The organism is Enterobacter sp. PP-008-ECC_S150 (genome assembly GCF_045257065.1).
In the GTDB taxonomy this organism is placed as follows: Bacteria; Pseudomonadota; Gammaproteobacteria; order Enterobacterales; family Enterobacteriaceae; genus Enterobacter; species Enterobacter chengduensis.
On sequence record NZ_JBJHHG010000060.1, the window covers coordinates 1 to 1,547 of the forward strand.

The 1,547-nt window shown below is 53.7% G+C and carries 1 rRNA gene; it reads left to right on the forward strand.

The annotated features are described in order from the left end of the window. Positions 1–1,547, forward strand: a 23S ribosomal RNA gene (locus tag ACJBF3_RS25975); the annotation flags it as partial.

Here is a 1,547-nt window from a genome sequence, read left to right on the forward strand (position 1 = left end):
TGCTGGAGGTATCAGAAGTGCGAATGCTGACATAAGTAACGATAAAGCGGGTGAAAAGCCCGCTCGCCGGAAGACCAAGGGTTCCTGTCCAACGTTAATCGGGGCAGGGTGAGTCGACCCCTAAGGCGAGGCCGAAAGGCGTAGTCGATGGGAAACAGGTTAATATTCCTGTACTTGGTGTTACTGCGAAGGGGGGACGGAGAAGGCTATGTTAGCCGGGCGACGGTTGTCCCGGTTTAAGCATGTAGGCGGAGGTTCCAGGTAAATCCGGTACCTTTTAACGCTGAGGTGTGATGACGAGGCACTACGGTGCTGAAGTAACAAATGCCCTGCTTCCAGGAAAAGCCTCTAAGCATCAGGTAACACGAAATCGTACCCCAAACCGACACAGGTGGTCAGGTAGAGAATACCAAGGCGCTTGAGAGAACTCGGGTGAAGGAACTAGGCAAAATGGTGCCGTAACTTCGGGAGAAGGCACGCTGATATGTAGGTGAAGCCCCTGCGGGTGGAGCTGAAATCAGTCGAAGATACCAGCTGGCTGCAACTGTTTATTAAAAACACAGCACTGTGCAAACACGAAAGTGGACGTATACGGTGTGACGCCTGCCCGGTGCCGGAAGGTTAATTGATGGGGTTAGCGGCAACGCGAAGCTCTTGATCGAAGCCCCGGTAAACGGCGGCCGTAACTATAACGGTCCTAAGGTAGCGAAATTCCTTGTCGGGTAAGTTCCGACCTGCACGAATGGCGTAATGATGGCCAGGCTGTCTCCACCCGAGACTCAGTGAAATTGAACTCGCTGTGAAGATGCAGTGTACCCGCGGCAAGACGGAAAGACCCCGTGAACCTTTACTATAGCTTGACACTGAACACTGGTCCTTGATGTGTAGGATAGGTGGGAGGCTTTGAAGCGTGGACGCCAGTCTGCGTGGAGCCATCCTTGAAATACCACCCTTTAATGGCTGGTGTTCTAACGTAGACCCGTAATCCGGGTTGCGGACAGTGTCTGGTGGGTAGTTTGACTGGGGCGGTCTCCTCCCAAAGAGTAACGGAGGAGCACGAAGGTTAGCTAATCCTGGTCGGACATCAGGAGGTTAGTGCAATGGCATAAGCTAGCTTGACTGCGAGAGTGACGGCTCGAGCAGGTGCGAAAGCAGGTCATAGTGATCCGGTGGTTCTGAATGGAAGGGCCATCGCTCAACGGATAAAAGGTACTCCGGGGATAACAGGCTGATACCGCCCAAGAGTTCATATCGACGGCGGTGTTTGGCACCTCGATGTCGGCTCATCACATCCTGGGGCTGAAGTAGGTCCCAAGGGTATGGCTGTTCGCCATTTAAAGTGGTACGCGAGCTGGGTTTAGAACGTCGTGAGACAGTTCGGTCCCTATCTGCCGTGGGCGCTGGAGAATTGAGGGGGGCTGCTCCTAGTACGAGAGGACCGGAGTGGACGCATCACTGGTGTTCGGGTTGTCATGCCAATGGCACTGCCCGGTAGCTAAATGCGGAAAAGATAAGTGCTGAAAGCATCTAAGCACGAAACTTGCCCC